We start from the raw sequence: 20,106 nt of genomic DNA on the forward strand, positions 1-20,106 counted from the left end.
ATAAACCTCCAATAATCATGATTAATTATAATAAATATTTTTATTTCCAATAAGGTATCCATGTTTCATTAATCAAGACATCTTGAATTGCTATACACCATTTTCCATCAATTTTAATTAACTTATAAAAATTATAATTAGCACCTTCAAAAAATGAATTATTATAAGGAGTTACAGTGCACCAATCTCCCTCTTTTTCTTTAGATGCATGAGTACCTAAATCATATGCTATATTTGATGTTGGTTGAGCACAAACCCAATAATCTGGATGTTGAATTGAGTTATATGATGCTAAATATATTTCAGGCCAAGCATGGCCTAACTGTGCATTTTCAAAAATAGCTTGTTTTGAAACATATTTAGCAGGTATATTCACTGCACGCAATAGTGCTATTGTCAAACTAGCTTGATCAACACAATTGCCTAATTTAGAATGTAATGTACCCAAAGCACCGTAAAGTGTATTACTATAAAGCTGATATTTAATATGTGTTTGAACCCAATTGAGAATTGCATTTGCAACAGATTTATCAGATTTATCAGTAGTATTTTTTTTAATAGAATTAGCTAAATTAATGATTTCTGGGTTATCTGCTTCACAAAATTCTGATGGGAGTACATACATAGAAAAATCTTCCCTTAAAACTTGATGTGAAGAATTATTATAAGATTCACCATAGGTAGTTGTATTAGAGACAATATTATTATCTTTATCATATATTACAACATTTTTAGTCCCAGTGAAAAATTTATATGTTGTACTATTTTGATAATACCATTTATATTGCTCTTTAAGAGAATTATTTGAAAGTAAAACCCATTGTACAACATCATCGACCGTAATATTCCTTTCTCCAACTTCATAACCCATGTATTTATTATTTGAATAGTTTAAATCTGAAATATCATTATTAATAAGTTCATAATAATAATTCAAATAATTAACAGTTATATTCTTTTTACTAACTACCATAGCAGTAATAATAATTTCATCTACTTTAGCTTTAACAAGATCACTCCACGAAATAACGATCTTTAAATCACCATCATAAGTTATATTTGGAGCTGGGGGAGAAAGTTGAACCAAAATACTATTTATCTTAGTTGAAACATTAGAATATAAATTTTTTAACTTAGTTTTTTCATTTTTAGTTAAATAAACATCATTATCAATATTACTATTAATAGTTTTTAATTTAGATATATAATCATTCTTTGTTTTATTACTAGAAAAAGTTCTTAATCCAGAAACGGCTGTTTTTATATTGTTTATTTGTTTATTATAATTATCATGAAGACTTTTAACTGGAATATTATTAACTTTAGTTATTAAATCATTAGCTTTCGATTTCAATGATTTTTTCTTGGTTGGTTTTAAAACCTTATCATTGCTAATATCATTTAAAAGATTAGCTGTTTTATCTTTATCTGCTTTTTTCTTAGCTTTATCTGCAAAAACAGTTTTTTTAGAAATTGATTTATTCAAAGATTTTATATATGCATCATAATCAACTTGAATCTTATTAATAGCCTTTTTAGTGTCTGAAATTAACTTATTTAGCTTCTTTTTCTGAGATCCAGAGAGTGATTTTTTAGCAGATTCGGCTTCTTTAATTGTTTTAATTGCATTATTTTTGTATGTGTAAGTAATCTTTTTATTCTTTTTATTCTTTTTAGTAACAATGCTATTTATTGTTTTTAATTTATTTGTTATAGTTTTTAATGATATTTTCTTTATTTCACTTGTTTTTTTCACATTACCATTGCTTATAATGTAAGCTGTATATTTCATTGTAGGATTTCCTCCTGATGCTACAACGATGAAAATAGCTATTCCATCTGACCCAGTTATACTGCTATATTCGTTATCTTCAAATTTTAACTGTATATTCACCCCAATAAGTCTATTCAAAACTTCAAAAGATCCACGATCAGTAATGAAGTTATTGTTTGTTGTATAAATTGCATTTAAAAGATTATCTCCACTAATTATAAAAGAAGTGATTATAAATCTTTCATTTTCAGTAGCAAAACTTGGAGATTCAACCTCAATAGAAAAAATTACTGCATTATTGTTAATAAAACTAAAGCTACTTAAATTTAAAAATCCAGTATTATAAATCCCACTACCATATGTAGCATTACATCTACTAATTATCCCACTAACAATAGTAAAATGATTAGTTGAATAAATAGCTCCACCATTACTTGTAGCTATGTTATTTTTAAATGTAGAAGTTGTGATGGTTGTTGGTAGTGTTAAAAATAAAGCTCCTCCATTTTCCGCATTGTTTGACTCAAAAATAGTAGCAACAATATTTAGATTACCAGATGTACCATTAGTACAAATCACACCACCATTTCCAGTAGCTCTATTATTAATGAAAATAGATTTTGAAATATTACTCTGCCCTAATAAGAAAATCACACCACCATTAAAACTAGAAATATTAGTAAAATTAGAAAATACAATATTAAGAGTGTTTGTAGAGTATATTACCCCACCATCACCACCAGAAACAATATTATCAAAAACAGAACCAGAAACAACTAAAAAACCATTATTAAAAATCACAGTTTCATTAGAACTAATATCTTTAAATAATGAATCAACGATGTTTAAAACACCATTATTATAAATAACACCATTAACATGAATATCTGTGAAATTACAATTAATTATACTGAGTTCTCCATTATTGCTAATAATATTAGAGTTACTAAAGCTTTTAAATGCAGAATTATTAATATTTACAATTCCACCATGAACATTAATGAGTTTTCCTTTGATAGTTGAGTTAAAAACAAAATTATCAATATTCACATTAGAATTATTAGTATAAAACAAGAAAGAATCATTTTCAAAAACAATACCCTCAAATACTGGATTTTTAAAACTTAAATCACCACCAATAACATAAAACAAGTTAGCTGTTGAATTAATCTCTTCAAAAATCAAGTTAGTAACATTTAAATTACTATTAACACTTTCAACAACACGTAAGTTTCCTTTAAGTTTTTTAAATCTACTATTTTCAATATTAAAACTTGAATTATTAGTATATAATAATGTTCCATTAGTAATATTTTGAAAAATTGAATTATTAAAGCTCATATCTCCATCAAGATCACTAACAATATTTCCATCAATTAGAGTGATATTAGAGAATGTAACATTATTAAAATTTGAGCTACTATGAGTATTAAAAATAACAGACCCATCAACAACAATATTTTCAAATATACAAGAATTCATATATAAATTACTATTATTAGTAAAAATAAGATTATTATTAGTAGTATCACTAACAAAATTAACCCTATTAAATTTCAACTCACTATTAGTTGAATAAATAAGATTATTACCTTTCAAATCATTATTTATAAAATTAGAACTTGTTAAAATAAGTTTAGAATTATTTAAATATAAAACCAATCCATTTTTAATAGTTTTAAAAACAGTATTATTGACAGTTAAATTCCCATTAACAACATGAATAAGACCAATATCACTATTATTAAGGCTAATATTTTCAAATAAGCTATTTTGAATATTTAAATCACTATTATTAAGATAAAAAGCACTAATATTATTATTTATGAAATTTAAATTAAAAGCATTAATATTTCCAATATCAACACAAATAATAGAGTTTTTACCATTAATATTAGTAAATTTTGTATTATTAAAAATTAAATCAGTGTTAAAACCATGAATAATACCATTATTTGTTTTAATATCAGTAAATAAACTATTATTAAACTTTAAATCACTTTTAAAAGAGTTAATCACTTTTCCATCAATAAGATTAAATTTAGTATCATTCAATTCAATGTAAGAATTGTTTAATCTTATTAAACCATTAAAACTTGTACTATTTGTGAAATCACATTTTAACAATTCTAAATAAGAATCTAGAATATTGATAGCTGTTCCATTAATATTTCTGAAAACCAATTCTTTGAGGGTAACTATTGAATCAATAATTGTGAAAACATTAATATCTGGATTTTTCTCACCATCTAAGATTATAGCTCCTCCACTATAACTAGAAGCTCCAATGATGGTAATATTTTTAGCTATAGTCTGATTCAAATTAGCAAGTGATTTATAAGTAATGTTTCCTGCAATATATATTGTTCCTTCATCAACAACTAATTCTAATGCTCTTTTTATTGTTTTTACTGCAATAATCCAGTCGGTTCCATTATTTGTGTCAGATCCTCCTGTTCCATTGACAAAAATCATCATATTGTTCCAATTATCAACATTAAACATTACAAAACCAAGACTACCATTAACAAGTATTTCTTTTAAATCAGTGTTGGCTTTAAACAAATCTGAAATAGGAGACATTTTATCTTTAAAAGAACCATTAAATGATAAAAAGTTAGAAACTCCCTCAGAATTTCCATAATCAGTAGCTAATTGATAAGAGAATAATCCATTTCCTAGATCTTTAAAAAGTACTTTGTAATAATTAAGTGAATTTATACTACCTGTATTATTAATATGAGCACTTAAAGGATTAAAATTATCTCCCCACCAATTAAAAGATAGATTAGAACCATATCCAGCATTATAAACTTGTTTTAAAGTATTATCAGTATTATTAAAGAATCTAGTATAACCAATGATATTGTTATCACCAGTAATACTTATAGCTCCTCCATTATATTCTGCTGTGTTATCAACAAAGGATGAAGAAACTATAATATTATTGTCACCTTCTATAAAAATAGCTCCTCCATTAAAAGCTGCATTATTAATGAATTCTGTTCTGTTTATAAGGCTTCCAGTTGAATTAAGATAGATTATCCCATTACCATCAATATTGTTATTTATGAATTTAGAATCAATAATCTCAATGCGACCTTTATTGGTTGTATATATTGCTCCTCCATCACCATTAAAATTAATACCAGAAAATATAATATTAGTTATGTATAATAAACCGTTTTCTACAGTAAAAACCCTTATATTATTATTTTTTGTGGTGAATATGATATTATCTAATCCATAGAGGTTTACATCTTTTCTAATGGTTATATTAGTATTATTCCCCCCAGTATAAGTTCCATTTAGTGCATATATTGTCCCACCACTAATAAGTAGATTTAATGCATGTTTAAAATCCTTGAAAGCTTTATCTGGGCTGGTTCCAATGTTACTGTTATTACCATTTACAGAATCTATATAGAATGTGCAGTTGAAGAATTTATTAGTGTTTTTATTTGCAGAATAGTAATAATCATCTTCTTCTAAATTAATATTAAATTTTACTGTTCCTGCCTGTGTTACTCTATGAACCCAGACACCATAGTTATTAATAAAGTTTATTTCCCTTGTTTCACCATTAACAGTAACATTAAATACTTGGGCAATATTAGGATTAAGAGAAGAAAGATATAAGTCAATATTAATATTCAAATCATCACCATAGTTAAAATTCTGAATAATAATATTACTTATATTAAGATAATACTTAACAACACCCCAAGTACTAATATTATCAGTATCATTGTAATCAACATTATTGGTTCCTTGAATATCAAATAAAACATTAGTTAATAAAGTAATAACATAATCAAAATAACCAACACCATTGATAAAACTTATTTCTCTTGTTAAAATATCATTATCAGTACTATTAGCTGTCTTTAGGGTTATGTTTAGTTTTCCTGTGAAATTATCTTTTAAATCTATCTTTAAAGTTATATTATCAGCATAATTAATTTTATCAACCAATATAGTGAGGTTTTCAATTTCCAATTTACCTTTACCAACCAAATACTCTAAAAAGAACACCCTATTATTTGTAAAAATAGAAAGATTATTATAAACATGCTTTAATAGGAATTTAAATGTTTTATCTTCTTTTACATTTAATGAATCAAGGAATATATCATTGTAGTAGAGTGAAACATTAAAATCAGGCAGGAGGTTTATGTTTCCTTTATTTATTGTATTATTTAAGTGAAAAGAATAAAATATTGTGCAATTATCACCAACAACAGTATTAACAGTCCTATTTGTAGTGAAAGTTGCAGTATAATAAGTATTTACTTTTAAATTAGTGTGATTAGTGTAATTATTATCTCCCCACCAATTATAATCAAAGTAACCAGTGTTAGAACCATTGGAAAAAACAATATTGTTACCATTATCTAAAAACAAGGAGTATGAAACATTAAAACCATTATTATCTTTATCAAGGTATATTGATTGACCAATACCTCCAGTATTATTTTCAAAGACTGATGAGTATAAGTTAAAGTTATTAGTATTTTTTAAGTAAATTCCAGCTCCATAAGTAGCATGATTATTAGAAAATTTAATATTAGATAGGTTAAAATAGCCTCCACCGTTGATGGCTATTGCTCCACCATAATTAATAGCTGTGTTATTTAAGAAATTTGTGTTTTTTATGGTTAAATTAGAATTATCAGAATAAATAACTCCACCATTATCACTATTACCATTAATAAATGTAATATTATTAATTTTCACATCTGCATTTAGGATTTTAAAAATACTAAATTTATTTTCACCATCAAAAACAACACAACCTTCATTATCATTAACACCAATAATATTTAAATCCTTATCAATCAGAATATTAGTATTATTCACTCCATTGTAAACTGATGAAGCTATATAAACATACCCTCCATCAATTACAAGATTTACTGCTTTTTTCAAGCTTTTAAGACTAGATTCCCAGGAATCACCACTATAAAAGTCATCACCATAAATATCATTAACAAAAACAACAAGATATCCTACAAAGTCATCAACACTAACTTTAAATAGCTTGTCACCATTTAGACTTGTGGTTATTGTTTTTTGTGTATTAGCTTGAAATCGAGTATGGTTGGTTCCATTATAGTAATCACCATAAAAAGCTGGTAAATAATCTGAGCCAAGTGAGATTTCACTATTTTTTAGAGTTAAAAAATAATTAAAAGTAGCTAAATCACCATTTAAACTAACAAGTTTAACATTAACAGTATAATAATCACTTAAAACAACACTGCTAGTGTTAGTAACGTGGTTAATTAATGGATTATTGTTATCACCCCACCAATTATAAGATAAATCAATAAAAGTGCTTGATCCAGTAATATAAACATACTTATTACCATTATTATTAGCTATATAATTATAATTGGCTGTTATGTTTGAATGACTTGAGTATATTCCTCCTCCATTTGTTGCAGAGTTGTTAACAAGTGATGACGTGTTTAAGAGCATTGTAATGTTGGATGAATAGATAACTCCACCATTATTTGTTGCATGGTTATTTGTGAAGTTAGAGTTTTTAATATTTAAGATGTTTTTTGAAAATATTGCTCCGCCATTAACAGCATTATTATCTATAAAATTCGAAGAAGAAATATTTAAATAGCCATTGCGTGAAGTGTTAGATAAATCATTATAGATTGCTCCACCGTTATTTGTTGCTGAGTTAAAAATGAATGTTGAATTTTCTAATCTGACTTTAGAATCGCGAATATTAATAGCACTTCCTGAATTAGCAGTGTTACTTGTAAATTTACAATTACGAATAAGAATATCAGTATTGATGATTTTTATTGCTCCACCAGTAGGTGCAGTGTTATTTGTGAAATTACAGTTAATCAGTTGAGAACCTACACTTTGAATGGCAAAGTTGATCGCTCCGCCAGTATCAAGTGCCTGATTGTTTTCAAAAATAGAATTTGTAATGTTGACATGCCCTGCATGAACATCAATAGCAGCACCTTCAACCCAATCATCCTCACCAGCATATATACCTTTATTTCCTTTAAATATACAGTTGTTTATCCTAGAGTTATCTGCATCTGGAGATAAAAATACAGCTGTTCCTGATTCTCCTTGATTGTTAAGGAAGGTGCAATTTTCAATAATTACTTGTCCACCTGCACGAATAGCTGAACCAGCACCAGTGCCTTCAAGAAAACCATTTTTAAAAATAATCCTCCTAAAAGTAACAACAGTATTATTACCAGTCCTCATAATACGACTTTCACCTTTAGCATCAAGTGTAGCATACTGACCATTAGGTCCCTGAATAGTAATACTCTTAGTAATTGGTATTTGAGAACCATTACCAACATAAGTAGTATTTTGAAGTGTTATTGTCTTACCAGGATCAGTGTCAGCGATAGCTTCACGAATATCACCAAAATCAGCACTAGTAACACATGTTAAAGATAATGAAAACAAAATTATAAAAGAAAATAGAATAAAAATACGAACTAAACTATAATAATTTTTCATTTTCCGTGTTCCTCTCAAATTTTCTAAATTCATCACCACCACCTGCTATAAAAATCTAAAAAACTTAAATATCCTCATACTAAAAAAAATTAAAAATATATAAATAGCGAACATTCTTTATGTTATATAAATATTATCTTCTCATCATATATAAACATTTACAAAAACTATTAAAAATTATTAAAAAAGTATAAAAAATATTTAAATCAGAAAATATACTAATAAATTAAAACTTAAAAAAACTTTTTTATATCATCAAAAGATAAATATCCTTTAAATCCAGGAATATCTGCCATTTTGACTATTTTTTCTAAATCAAGATATGATTCAACTGTTTTTAAAGCATATTTTGAAAATTCTTCTAATTTTATTTCTACTTCTGGGGTTGTACTTCTAGCATCCATTTTTATCTTAGGAAGATAAAGTATATCCTCTTTTGAAAGACCAGTTTCAGTAGCTATAAACTTAGAAACATTGTTAAATATATTTTCATCATAAACCTTGTTTAATAGGATCCCATTAACATTAATCCCTAGTTCTTTTAATTTATTTGTGTGTGAAACTAAATCAACAGCTGCTGATTCTATTCCACCTTTATTAACTCCAGAAACCATTAAAATAGGAATATTTGATGATACAGCTATTTCAGCACCAGAATAAGGGATTTTTTCATTTAATATACCAGTAAATACACTCATTACCCCTTCAATAATTACAAAATCATAATTGGAATTTTTTAATCGTTTTAAAGTTTCTTCAATATCCATCCATCCAATATGACCAATTTTAATTGAGGAATAATCCTCCATCTTATTTTTTGTTAAATAAAGAGAAGGTTCTATGTCTCTCACATCTGGTCCAACTTTTAAAACAGCTACATTTAACCCTTTTTTTGTTAAAGCTCCTGTAATACCACTTACAATAAATGTTTTTCCAGAATCAGAACCAGTACTTCCAATCATAAGAGTTGGAGGAATTTCTTTATTAAAAGAATCAAGGTTGTAAAAATTAATATCTTTAGAATTAGTTTCTTTAAAATTAGTTATTTTATTATTAATAGAAGAAATAATAATTTTTCTAAATTCATTACATCTATTTATATTTTTAGTATTTATTCCAGTATCAATAGCTAATTCACTTTTTATGAATTTTTTAAGTTCTTCATTAACTTTAAATATATTATCGAGCTCAATATAATTAGCACCAATATAATCAAGAATATTATCAACAATTACAGGGTTTTCATCAAGTATTCCATGAATCATCGTACCTATAACATTTCCATTATCATTAGAAACACCTGAAAGAATAGAAGAATCTGTATCCCCATAGTTCATTCGTTTAATTTTAGAATAGTGTAATGGTTTAGCTCCAAAATTGTTTTTAATAGTATTTTCATCTTTAGAGCCATTATCATAATTTTCATCAATAATTTCAATTTTACCATAAGTATGACAATGAAAACCAGTTATAAAATCAGAAGGAGTAATATTTTTTGTAAAAAAAGAGTTATTATTATCAGATACAACAGCATTAATACGATCATTACTAATTAAAGGAGAAAAATTAACATCAAGTAAGCCTAAACCTTTTTTAATAATTGGACATGGAGATCTTCGTCCAACATCAGTTTCATTAGCTAATAATTGGAAACCAGAACATATTCCAATAACTGGTTTTTCATCATAAGCCATTTTAGTAATTTCATTAGCTAAATCAGTTGAAACAGAATTAGACTCAAGAAGAGATCCTCCAGGAATTATAATTGCATCAAGCTCTTCACTAGCTTTCAAAGCATTAGAATCCTTAATCAGCCCATTTGATTTAACGATATCTGTTGGTAAGTTTCCAAAGTCTTCAAATCCTGGAAGAGCTCCTTTAACATAAACTAATCCAATTTTCATAATGATTCAACTAGTAATATTAATTATTATGGTTAATTATGATTTTAAGATTAAAATATTATAATATAAATAACTGTTTTAATAGTGTTAAATTTATTATTATAATGATTCTAATGCAGCCATAGTTTTAATGATTTTATCATCATCATTTGGCTTAGCTTGAAGCTGCAATCCAACTGGAATTCCATTATATTCTCCAGCTTTCATACTTCCAGCAGGAATACCTGCTAAATTAGCTATAACTGTTAAAACATCATAAGCATACATTTCCATTGGTTCAAGTTTTTCTCCAATTTTATGAGGAAGTTTAGGAACAGTTGGACCTAATATAAGATCAACATCAGATAATATCTTGTTAATTTCATTTCTAATAAGTGATCTTGCTTGTAAAGCTTTTTTATAATATTTTCCACTGAATTCTTGTTGTGATATGTATGAGCCCATCTCTATTCTTCTAAGTACTTCTTCACCACAAACATCCTCAATCTTATGACCATACTTTCTTCCATCATACTTTCTTGTACTTGAGAAAAACTCAACATAATTTATAAGGTAATATGTAGGTAAGCACAAATCAATATAATCGAAGCTAGATTCAACTACTTCAGCACCCATGTCCCCAATTTTATCAACTGATTCATCAATTATTTTATTTATATGTTCATCAGTTACATCTTTGAATTGATTGATGCATAAGACCTTCATGTCTTTTACATCTTCCTGTAATTTTTCACGATCTTGAGTAGCTATATCAGTAAAAGAAGAGAATTTTTGATTTAAACTAGTACATTCTGTTTCATCATAACCCACAATCGTATCAAGGGCCATAGAAATTCCAGACACATTATCTGAAAGAGGACCAATTTGATCAAGACTCATTGATAAATCAAGAAGACCTTGTCTTGAAACTGCACCATAAGTAGGTTTAAATCCAATAACACCACAATGAGATGCAGGATTTCTTATAGAACCACCAGTATCAGAACCCAGTGTAATATCACACATTTCAGAAGCAATAGCTGCAGCACTACCACCACTTGAACCACCAGGTATATGACCAGGAGCAGCAGGATTTTCAGTAGCTCCAAAATATGAACTTTCAGTAGAACTACCAGCTGCAAACTCATCCATGTTACACATTCCAATAATTATCCCATCTTGTTCTTTTATTTTCTTTATAACTGTAGCATCATAACTCCCATAGTAATTTTCCAATGTTTTAGAAGCTGCAGAGATTATTCTATCCTCTACATTTATATTAGCCTTTATTCCAAACACTAATCCAGCTAAAGATCCAACTTTCAATCCATTTTTAATTTTTTCATCAATTTTTTTAGCTTGAGATAATGCAGATTCCTTATTTACCTCTAAAAACGCATTAATAGAAGGATTGTTTTTTTCGATTGTTGCTATAAAATTTTCCAAGTTTTCAGTAGCTTTTAAATCATTGTTTTTAATTTTTTGTGATTTTTCAAATGTATTCATTACAACACCCAGTTATTAGCCATAATTAGCATATTTGATAGCTATATATAGTTATACAATAAATATGACGAACTTTAAATTAAGTTATTTTTTAGATAATTGATAATTTTTTATGATATTATGTTAATTTTTATGAAATTGATAAAATGATATATGATAAAATGATATTTGATAATTACATTTAATTGATAATTATATTTAAGAATTTATATAAATATCTTAAGTATTTTCAAAAGCTCTAATGTAAATTATGATACGAGAAATATTTATAATTTTTGAACAAAAAAAATACTATTTTAATTAATATATTAAACTACAATAATAAACATTACTTTTTAATAGCTATCAAATATAATATATTTTAAAATTTTAAATTAATATTATGACCAGAAAAATTAGTATTATCTATCCAAAAAGTTTAATAAAATTGTTTAATAAATATAATAGACAGGGGAGAATATAATGACTGAGATAGAATTTAATATAGAAAATCTACAAAAATGTCAATGCCCTAAATGTATGGTTCAAGACAAAAGTGAATGTGCTCAAAAAGGATTTAAAATGCTACCACAAATCATAGAAGAAATGAACAAAGGCAATATGCCAAATCCAAAAGAAATACCTGGAATATATTGTGCCACAGGAACTACATTATGCAAAGACTTAAACTATGATGAAACATGCAACTGTATTAATTGCCAAATATATTTCGAGAATAAACTAAATGAAAAAGAACCTGGACAATACTACTGTCAAAATGGGAAAACAGAATAACAAATTTAAACATTTTTTTTCTTTTTTTAATTTTATAACAAAAATAAACTAGCTAAATTTTTAATTAATTAAATTAACTTCTTTTAAATATTATAAATAAAAAATTTAGTATCAATATATCCTAACAAAAAAGTATTAAATAAAAAATCAGCTCTCTGATAAATTCATACAGTTGTAAAAATAGCTTTATAAAATAAATATAAAAAATAGATATGATACAATTTTAACAAATAATTTTAATATTGATTAGAGAAATATTGACTTGAATAATATTATCTCATCTGAATATTACCTAAACATATCTCCTCAAATGCAGAATGCTTAATATCTGATAATAGTATTATGTTTATTAGTCTACTTATTAAGAATACTGCTACTAATGTTATCATCACATATCGCCAAGGATTAGTATTCTCTTTTTTCTCTTGATTTTCCTCAGCTTCTTTTTTTATTTCATAATAGTGTTTAATTCTCGGACTAGTAAAATATTTTCATCTAAGGTTTCTAAATCTTTATTTAAGGTCTTTTCAAATTATCTTGTCTATTATTGTTGATATTTTTCTGATACTATTTATTAGATTTTTAATATTTAATAAAAAATTAAAAATATTATGGAAAACATAAAATATATTATATAATATAGCAGGAAGTATGTTAAAAAATGAAAATAAATTTAAAAAGAATTGAAGTGGTTTATTCAGATCATAGTTACCAATTTATTGTGGGAAAACCTATAGAAACCATTACAAAAGATATTAAAGAAAATTTTGATCCTAACAAAATAGTTAAATCTCTCGTATTAGAAGATGAAACCCTTAAAATCGTATATGGTGATAATGAAATTAAAACATTATCAATAAAAGATGCATTTAAAGTACATTATGAGAAATAACAATATGATTAATAAATGAAGAATATAAATTTTAAAAACAATGCAAAAGAATAAATAAATAATTATAAGTGAAAATAAGAGAAAAAAGTAGGATTTCAAGTGTAAAAAAATAATGATTATATTAATATTAATAATAATTATATTAATATTAATTTTTTAACAATACAATTCAACAATTTTTATATACTACTTTTATCAAAAATTATAACCATTCAGAAACCATAAAAGCAGGAGGTGAAAATATTAGCAAACCTAAATATGAAATAAACAGCCCCATAATACATAAAATTGGATTTGACCCTATTAAAAAAGTTCTATCAATCCAATTCACTAGTGGAGCTGTTCACAAATTTAATTCAAACATTGGAGAATATAGAAAATTCCTTAATAGTAAGTATCATGATGATTACTATTATGAAAAATTCCATGACAAATTAAAAAAAACAAATTCCAAAAAATAAAAAATCAAATTTAAACAAAAATGAATTCAAAATATAATTCATCATATAAAACCCTAAAAAAAAATTAAAAGTCTAAATGTTCTCTTCCAATAGTACTACTACCCACAAGTTCTGCATTACGACCTGCATCATATAAACATCTTATACCTATCCTCAGATCCCCTTCACGATAAGCATGCTCAGCCACCATATAAATAACCTCTTCACTAATTACACCTCGAGCAAAACCTAATTCACACCTATCACTTAAAATAATATTAATTTCATTTAAAGTGTATGCATCAAAATTAACATTGACAGGTCTAAATATTGTTTCAACACTCTGAGACAATACAAAGTTAATATATCTTCGATTGGTGATTGTTATTAGGCTGATTTTAGCTTTGTGATCTATTTCATGAGCCCTTAGTAAAGTGTACATAACTTTGTTTATTTGATCAATATCATCGCCAGATATTTTATTTGATCCATAGTCATCTAAACAAACTACTAAGACTTTTTCTGTTTTACCAAGATAGTTAACTATCTTATTTTTAAGAATATTGGTTGTTACCCCTGTTTTAACACTTTTTTTATATAATTTATTATAGATCTTTGTCAACATTTGATTTTCTGTTTTATCAAATTCACAATTAATATAAGCAGTTGCTACATTAAATTTATTTTCTATTAATTCAAAATATTTCTTCACAGCTGTTGTTTTACCAGTACCATAAGGACCAGTAATTTCCATATTGGTTGGAGCATGATCATTATTTAATGTTCGGCTATGGTTGATCATAGCTCTTAATTGTTTTTCACGAAATCTTAATATTTCTGGTAAATATTCTAATGTAAATACTTCTGGTTGTTTAAATAATGTTCCTTCTTGTTGGATTACTGCCTCAAATATGTTTTCCACAGTTTTCATAATAATCATCCCTCACTATAAAAATGTATAATGATATTATAAAATACAATTAATCCAAAGGAGCATATGAAAACTAATAAAAAACTTTGAAATTATAAAAAATAAAATAAATATCATTAAAAATAAAATAAAGTTATTGATCTAAAATGTCAGAAAAAATTCAATAAAATTATTTAATGACCACAATAAAATATGCAATACTAACTGGTGAATTTAGTAAAACATTTTTGGAAAACCCAAAAAAGAATATAAACAATATAAAGGTCTTAAAAAAGAAAAAAATAGAATACTTTTCAAATTAATATTAAAATAGTTATATGAGTAAAAATATTATTAAATCTGTTTTTAATAAATTCAAGGCATTTTTCTTGATCATTGACATTCAGCTCTGAATAAACATTCTCTTTGGCTTTTGATAGTCTTTCTTTACTCTCAATTTGTATTTATTAAGAAATCCATTTGATTTTTTCAAATTAATATTTTCTCCTACAATATTACTAATTATTTTACTTTTTCAGTTATTTTTTTCACTTTTCTTTCATATTTCATTTCTGTAAAAGAACTTTTGAAAAGTAAAAAAGTTAAGATATTTCCAAAAATTATATTTAATAATATACAATTATATAAAAATTAATAATATAATTATATTTTTAAAGTTTAAATAATTTAGAATTTATAAAACACTACAATATAGGTATTTACTATGAAAAAAGCTATTGTCTTTGATAATGCAGGAACATTATTAGAAAGATGCAGAGTTGTTAAAAACATTAAGACTGGTGAAAGAGCAGATAATAGTTCTTTAGATTTAATAGATGAATTAGGAAACAGTGCTCTTGTTGTAATACAAACTGATACAAAAAAATGTATTATGTTAGCTAATGGTGAAAAAAAGTTGTATGATTTCATAAAAAACTATAATATTCCATTAGACATCAGTTATTCATCTTCAAACATTTCAAAAGAAGAAATATTACCAATATTAAAAAAAAGTAATATTAAACTAAAAGAATTCCATGAAACAGCATACCAACTTAGTGCAGAGAATAATTTCATTGAATTATGTAGTGGTTCTGCTTTTATTTTAAATTTAAATACTTATGAAGTCGATTATGTTATAGCTGCTGGAGGAAAAGTATTTCCATATGTTAGTGAAGTTATTAAAACTCTCAGAAACCGAGGAATCCACACATTTATAGCATCAGGAGATAGAGCAAAGTCATTGTATGAACTTGCAGAAATCATAAACATACCTGAAGAAAATGTTTTCGAAACAGCTAATACAAAAAGAAAAAGAGAAATTGTTGCTAAATTACAAGAAGAAGGATATAAAGTTATGATGGTTGGAAATGGACCAAACGACATACTTGCATTTGAAAAAGCTGATTTAGCAGTTCTTACACTTGAACAAAATGAAGAAGTATCAAAGAAAGTTTTTGATGCTGTAGACGTTGTTATAGATCAAATATGTCAAGTATTAGATATTGAATTTTAAATATTGAATTTTAAATTTAATCAGTATTCAACTCTTTTAAAATATATTGTTTACTTTTCAAAACATCCTCATAATTATTTAATTCTATTATTCCCTTTTTAACCTGGTTTAAAAATTCTTTACTAAAATCTGCTGATCCTTTTCCAAGAGAAATATGAGAATCTTTTTCCCCTTCATTATCATTAAGGTGGAAATAGCTAATATTAGGAATTTTTAAATATTCATCAGGAGATTTATAAGTATTAGCATGCCCCCAATCAATTGTAGCTGAAGATCCAATAGCTTCAACTAGTTTTTTATGTTCTTCTGGAGAATTAGCTAAATATTTCTGTTTGTTAGGCATGTTCTCTACTGAAAGTATCACACCCACATCTTCAGCATATTTTTGACAATCTTTCAAGGTTTCTATACAGAATCCAACTGCTAAATTTCTAATTCTTTCTTCTTTTCTATGAACAACACCGGGATGAGTAGTAATTGCTACTGCACCAATATTAGCTGCTAAATCCAATGCTTCTTTTGTTTGCTTAGCTGTTTCGTTTCTTATGCCTTCATTCATACTAGCAGGGTTTAAATCAATGGTTGGACTATGTAACATTAATTCAATATTATATGAATCAAATACTTCAAGATCTATATGATTTTGTGAATTAAGAAGATTTCTTGGCCAGTAAGGACCTTCGCAAAGTAACTCTAAAAGATCGAATTTATCATTAGTAGCTATATCTAAAATTTCTTCTAAAGACTTCATAAAAAGTGATAATGATGAAAATCCCAGTTTCATTGTTTTGCCTCTTTTTAGGGTTAATTTGCCTCTATTAATTAGAATTAAATAAATAAGAATAAAAAATAATAAAAAGTAAAAATAATGTTTATTATATGTTTAATAATTAATAAGTTTATATTATAGAATTAATAAATAAAAATTAATTTAAGAAATTTTTTAAATCATATAATAAATTACACATTGATAACCACTTATTTTTAATAGCATTTAAAGCTACATTAGATGCACCGGCCTTTTTAGCTAGTTTATAGGATTGATTATAATGTGCTTCTAATTTTTTATAATTATTTTTATAAGCAGTAGTATTATCCTTTCCAGCAGCAGCCATTGTTTTCAGTTCACTGAATATTTTAGGATAATTATCTAAATATGCTTTTAATTTGATTTTATTTTTATCTGAAAGACCTAAATTATTTAATATCTTGTAGTGACTAGTTTTTCCCCCATTAACATATAAAGTAATAGTTTTTCCTTCAAAAGCTTTAATATGCTTATAAATACTTAAATATTCATACTTATTAATATTTTTTAAATCTCCAACTCCCAATTTTGCTTTTGAAAGACTCCAAGTTTTTTGAAGTTTTGACTCAACAACATCCATTTCTTTATCTAAGGCTAATTTATCCACTTCTGTAATTAAATTTTGAATATAGCTTAATGTAGTATTAGATTCGTTGAAAGATGTTTCATAAATTATTGTTTTAATTCCTGACTTTATCAACTGTTCAGTATAATATGATGAATTTGTTTGAAATTCAGGATAATAATAAGAAAATCCAGTGATATTTTTAATTATTTTATTTGCAATTATCTTTGATGAAGTGCTATTTTTTGGAGCAAACATGAAATTTGTTTTATCAGATCCATTAACATTTATCCCTCGATTAGAATGAATATCAATTACTAAATTATATTTATTTAGTTTAATGTTTGGAATAATGTATTCTTGAGCGAGTAATTGAGTATTCATTTTTTCAAAATCTTGATTACTATTATTAGCTAAAGTTATTTTATAAACATAATATGCATATTTTAAGTTTGAGTTAGCTAAAGACTCATAAAGAGCAGTTTGAAAATTATTTTCTGATGGATAAATTCTTATTATGTACGCTATTTTGATTTTTGAATCAATATTTCCATATGGGCCTACTAATTCCACATGTCCTAATTTATTTTTCCCTAATATTTTACTTGAAACTTTATTCCTATCATAATAAGGTAAATATTTATTTATAGGATTTGCTGATTTTATATTAATATTTACATAGTATGGGAGTTTAGTTTTTGTTTTACTTAATACAGATGCAAATAAATAAATATTTGATTGATATTGTAATTTATTACCTCCAGCAGTTACTAAATAATCAGGTGCTTTATTATATTTATCAATATTTTTGATTATTTTATTTGCATATATTGAATAATAATATGAATAAATTTTCCCTTTAACCCAAGTTCCTGAAGCTTTACTAGGATTTTTAATATTATATTTAACAGCTACATTAGACTTTATTTTACTATTTTTATAGCTAATAGTTTTTGACATTAAATAAAAAAATTCTGGCATTGAAAATTTATACTTATTAATAATTACTGTATCTGGTAACCTCTTATTTTTATCAACGTGAGCTTTAAGCTTTTTTGAAGCAGCTATAACACTACTTTGAGAAACTTTTGAAGGTTTTGTTGATGTTTTTATAGAAATATTGGAATTATCAACATTAGAATTTTCTTTTACAATGTCTTTATCATTTCCATTACTATAAGTTAAATTTTCAGTGGCAGAAACAATTCCTAAGCTTATAATTAAGGTTAATATAAATAATAATAAAGCAACTAGTACTCGAATTTCAACTGCTTTATGAAATATTCTCATTTAATATCACCATTTTTAAAATTATCTAAAAATAAAAAGAGTATTATTAATAATCTGTAAACTCAAAAAATCAATATTATTAATAAGCATATTTTTAATATTCATCATTATATGAAACTAAATCGCAAAATATGATGAAAATAAAATATTATATGAAACTAATTAAAAAACACGCTTGTATAAATAATTAATAAATAGATTTAATCTTTTATATAGTTTATATTTAATCCTTTATAAATATTATTATTTTTACTATTTATTTAAAAACCATATATAAAAATTTTAAATAAAGTTTAATTTCAAGAATAATTCTTAAAGCTCAAATATTGTTCTTAAAACTATTTTAAATCATTGAATCACGCCAAAATTGCTCTTTAATATTACTACTTAATGTTTTATACATATTCTATATACAATTAATAGTTTATATTGATATGATTATAGAATATTTACACAAACGTAGGAAAGTTTATATATAAAAGAATACCTATAAAGTAGATATATCATAAATTTGATATATATGATTCTGAATATATCAGTTTTATATACATTGGCTTTTTGTTAAGAAATGAATTGAAGATATTGCCAAAAATCTTAATAATAAGATAATATTATTTAGAGTTTTTTAGAGATTTTATTTAAGTGAATAAAAAAACGAAATATGGGGGAAATATAATCAATACAACTAATAATTACAGAGAATCAGGAATATATGATGATGAAATAGATAAAAATGATGATTATAAAGAGAATGATGAAAGATTTTTAGAAAAAAATGAAGATTTTCCAGTTTTGGGTGAGTTTGATAAAACATTGATATTAGGAGTTATGAAAGGTTTTTTAAAAATAATAGTTCTTTGGATTATAACAAAAGAAAGAATTCATGGATATGAAATAATAAAAAAAATGAAGGAAGGAAATACCACGAAAAAACTAAAATTTAAAGGACCTGGCCCTAATAAAATATATCCTATCCTTCATGAGTTAGAAAAAAAAGGATTAATAAAAGGAGATTGGGAATTTCAAGGAAAAAGAAAATTAAAATTCTATGAAGCTACAGAAAAAGGAGTTAATACCATTGAATTAATAAAGAAAAAGCCTCATAGAGATGTTCCACCAATATTGAAAGAATTTTGGAGAGATGTTATAGTTCCTCATAAAAATGCAGGAAAAGATTGTAAAAATCAAAAAGAATGTTAAAACATCCCAAAAAATCTTAAAAAGTAAAATAACATTTG

Annotated in this window: 11 protein-coding genes; 4 read left to right on the plus strand and 7 right to left on the minus strand. The window is 25.3% G+C overall.

All coding sequences use genetic code 11. From position 1 onward, the window contains the following. Positions 1 to 40: 40 nt before the first annotated feature. From MarbSA_RS05630 to gatA, 3 genes are all read right to left on the minus strand, one after another. Positions 41 to 8,317: a transglutaminase domain-containing protein gene (locus MarbSA_RS05630; RefSeq protein WP_221061130.1), complete on the minus strand. Its 8,277-nt coding sequence runs from the start codon at positions 8,315 to 8,317 to the stop codon at positions 41 to 43. Between the two features lie 200 nt (positions 8,318 to 8,517). Then, positions 8,518 to 10,191, minus strand: coding sequence for a nucleotide-binding protein (locus MarbSA_RS05635; RefSeq protein ID WP_221062058.1), 1,674 nt, complete (start codon positions 10,189 to 10,191; stop codon positions 8,518 to 8,520). Positions 10,192 to 10,287: 96 nt separating this feature from the next. Then, positions 10,288 to 11,673 carry an Asp-tRNA(Asn)/Glu-tRNA(Gln) amidotransferase subunit GatA gene (gene gatA, locus MarbSA_RS05640; protein ID WP_221061131.1) on the minus strand — a complete coding sequence of 462 codons (1,386 nt, stop codon included), beginning with the start codon at positions 11,671 to 11,673 and terminating at the stop codon, positions 10,288 to 10,290. Positions 11,674 to 12,135: 462 nt separating this feature from the next. Between gatA and MarbSA_RS05645 the strand changes: the two genes are divergently transcribed. Beyond that, entirely contained in the window at positions 12,136 to 12,447 is a 312-nt protein-coding gene (locus tag MarbSA_RS05645; RefSeq protein WP_054834766.1) for a hypothetical protein, read from the plus strand. Positions 12,448 to 13,108: 661 nt separating this feature from the next. After that, on the plus strand, positions 13,109 to 13,339 hold the full coding sequence (locus MarbSA_RS05650) for a hypothetical protein (RefSeq protein WP_054834765.1): 231 nt from the start codon (positions 13,109 to 13,111) through the stop codon (positions 13,337 to 13,339). A 202-nt stretch (positions 13,340 to 13,541) separates the two neighbouring features. On the opposite strand, the gene MarbSA_RS10425 is transcribed toward MarbSA_RS05650, so the two are convergent. After that, positions 13,542 to 13,670 carry a hypothetical protein gene (locus MarbSA_RS10425; protein WP_278522142.1) on the minus strand — a complete coding sequence of 43 codons (129 nt, stop codon included), beginning with the start codon at positions 13,668 to 13,670 and terminating at the stop codon, positions 13,542 to 13,544. A 194-nt stretch (positions 13,671 to 13,864) separates the two neighbouring features. Beyond that, entirely contained in the window at positions 13,865 to 14,710 is an 846-nt protein-coding gene (locus MarbSA_RS05660; RefSeq protein ID WP_054834764.1) for an NB-ARC domain-containing protein, read from the minus strand. Between the two features lie 703 nt (positions 14,711 to 15,413). Here MarbSA_RS05660 and MarbSA_RS05665 point away from each other — a divergent pair. Next, on the plus strand, positions 15,414 to 16,205 hold the full coding sequence (locus MarbSA_RS05665) for an HAD family hydrolase (protein WP_054834763.1): 792 nt from the start codon (positions 15,414 to 15,416) through the stop codon (positions 16,203 to 16,205). A 16-nt stretch (positions 16,206 to 16,221) separates the two neighbouring features. On the opposite strand, the gene MarbSA_RS05670 is transcribed toward MarbSA_RS05665, so the two are convergent. Together MarbSA_RS05670 and MarbSA_RS05675 are read right to left on the minus strand one after the other, a co-directional pair. Next, a complete protein-coding gene (locus MarbSA_RS05670; RefSeq protein ID WP_221061132.1) occupies positions 16,222 to 16,989 on the minus strand; it encodes a sugar phosphate isomerase/epimerase family protein in 768 nt (255 codons plus the stop codon). 142 nt (positions 16,990 to 17,131) lie between these two features. Next, the gene (locus tag MarbSA_RS05675) at positions 17,132 to 18,868 is read right to left on the minus strand and encodes a hypothetical protein (protein ID WP_221061133.1); all 1,737 of its coding nucleotides are present in this window, start codon (positions 18,866 to 18,868) and stop codon (positions 17,132 to 17,134) included. Between the two features lie 642 nt (positions 18,869 to 19,510). Between MarbSA_RS05675 and MarbSA_RS05680 the strand changes: the two genes are divergently transcribed. Further along, positions 19,511 to 20,068, plus strand: coding sequence for a PadR family transcriptional regulator (locus MarbSA_RS05680; RefSeq protein ID WP_244987852.1), 558 nt, complete (start codon positions 19,511 to 19,513; stop codon positions 20,066 to 20,068). Positions 20,069 to 20,106: the final 38 nt, after the last annotated feature.

This window comes from Methanobrevibacter arboriphilus (assembly GCF_019669925.1).
GTDB lineage: Archaea > Methanobacteriota > Methanobacteria > Methanobacteriales > Methanobacteriaceae > Methanobinarius > Methanobinarius arboriphilus_A.